Origin of the sequence: Pseudomonas floridensis, from assembly GCF_002087235.1 — a bacterium.
Classification (GTDB): Bacteria; Pseudomonadota; Gammaproteobacteria; order Pseudomonadales; family Pseudomonadaceae; genus Aquipseudomonas; species Aquipseudomonas floridensis.
Genome location: NZ_MUIO01000258.1, coordinates 1 through 1,733 on the forward strand (window position 1 = coordinate 1; position 1,733 = coordinate 1,733).

The window sequence follows — 1,733 nt, forward strand, 5'->3', positions numbered from 1 at the left end:
CCTGGTTGTACCCGCCACCATGATTTTATTACCCGACAGCAGCAGTCTGCGAAAGGGAGCCGTATTCGTGCATGACAGGAGTTCAGGATAAATGAAGAGCATGATGCTGATCGCCAGCGTATTGCTGCTAAGCGCTTGCAACACCCCCTCGAGGGTCGGGCTGCCCGATGACCCCGCGCAAATCGAAGCCGGCCAGGCTGCTGGCAGGGCGCTGGCGGGCAAGCCGTTGCCACCGGAACGCATCCGTCCCGGAGACACGTTGCGCATCGTGCGTAATACCGGAGAGTCACCGTCGATTTCGGCGTTCACGGCCAACTCGATCTATGAACTGACCCTGTTTCAGGTGCTCAACGACGGCACCTTCTCTTATCCGTACATCGGCACGATCAAGGCGGCCGGCCTGACGCTTCAGCAGCTCAACGACCTGCTGGAAAGCAAGCTGCAGACGGTCTATCGCGAGACGGCGCTAACCATCAACATTTCCCAGTCACCGGGTAATACGGTGTTCGTGGGCGGTGCAGTGCGCAATTCGGTCACGCTGCCGGTCAATGTCGCGACCAGTCTGGCCCAGGCGATCGTCGGAGCGGGCGGTGTCGCGCTCGATGCGGACGCGTCTCTGGTCGCTTTGTTGCGTCAGGAGGACGACGGCCTCTACAAGACCTATTTCTTCGATTACAGCAAGTTTCTCTGGGCAGGCGCGGGCGGCCCCACGGCGCCGGTATTGCTCAAGCGCGGCGACATTGTGTTCGTTCCCAAATCCACGGTCGGCAACAAGGTTGACGGCGTCACTCTGTATTTCAACCAGTTGATCCCCTTCGCGAAGTCGATCGGACTGGGCTTGAACTACGAGTTGCGCGACAACAATTAACTGTCAGGGAAACAGACATGATCAATATCCGCTCATTTCGCGATCTGCTGCGCCTGCTGTTCATTTTCAGGCGCGAGGTCAAGATCACCGTACTGGCGACCTTCGTCGTCGTACTGCTGGGAGCCTTGCTGCTGCCCAACCGCTATGAATCGACCGCGCTGCTGCTGGTCAAGCCGGGACGTGACAGCAGCACGGTGCCCATCGAGCTGTCCAACCGTCAGGCAATCGTAGTGCCCAGCGCCCTGCGCGACCCGCTGCTGGACGAAGAGCGCATGCTGACCGGCCGCCCGATCATGCGCAAAGTGTCCGAAACCTACCTGGCTGAACTGTCGAAGGCCGAGCCTGAAGCCGGTGTTCTGGCCTCGATCAAGAACGCGCTCAAAAGTGCGGTCGGTGCGATCGTGGACGCCGGGCGCAGCGTGCTGCAATTCATCGGCCTGGTTGAAAAGCGCACCCAGGCCGAACGCATGGCCGAAGACCTGGAAAAGAACTTCAAGGTGCGCCACGAACCGGGCTCCTCGGTCATGGAGCTGACCTTCACCTGGAATGATCCGACCACCGCGCAGACAGTGCTCAAGACCTGGATCGAGGAGTATCAGCTGCAGCGTACCAAGACCCTGGGTCGTGTCAGCCTGTACACCTTCTATGAATCGGAGGTCAAAAACACTGGCGACAACATCATTTCGTACAAGAAGCAGATCCAGAATTACCTGAATCAGCTGAGCGCGGTGAGCATTTCCCAGCGTCTGGCCGACACTTCACAGGGGCTCAATGACCTGCGCACCGAGCGCAACAACACCACGCGCTCCATCGCCTCGACCAAGGCCGGACTGGACCTGCTGAAGAAACAACTGGCTGCGCAGCC

1 protein-coding gene and 1 pseudogene are annotated in these 1,733 nt (G+C 59.4%); both read left to right on the top strand.

The window, feature by feature from the left end:
* Positions 1–91: 91 nt before the first annotated feature.
* The gene (locus tag BZK31_RS28755; protein ID WP_083186495.1) at positions 92–868 is read left to right on the top strand and encodes a polysaccharide biosynthesis/export family protein; all 777 of its coding nucleotides are present in this window, start codon (positions 92–94) and stop codon (positions 866–868) included.
* Between the two features lie 17 nt (positions 869–885).
* Positions 886–1,733, top strand: a pseudogene (locus BZK31_RS28760) (lipopolysaccharide biosynthesis protein); the annotation flags it as partial.

What these genes read in the sequence shown, in the direction of transcription:
- BZK31_RS28755 (WP_083186495.1), top strand. Translation starts at nt 92, where the DNA reads ATGAAGAGCATGATGCTGATCGCCAGCGTATTGCTGCTAAGCGCTTGC.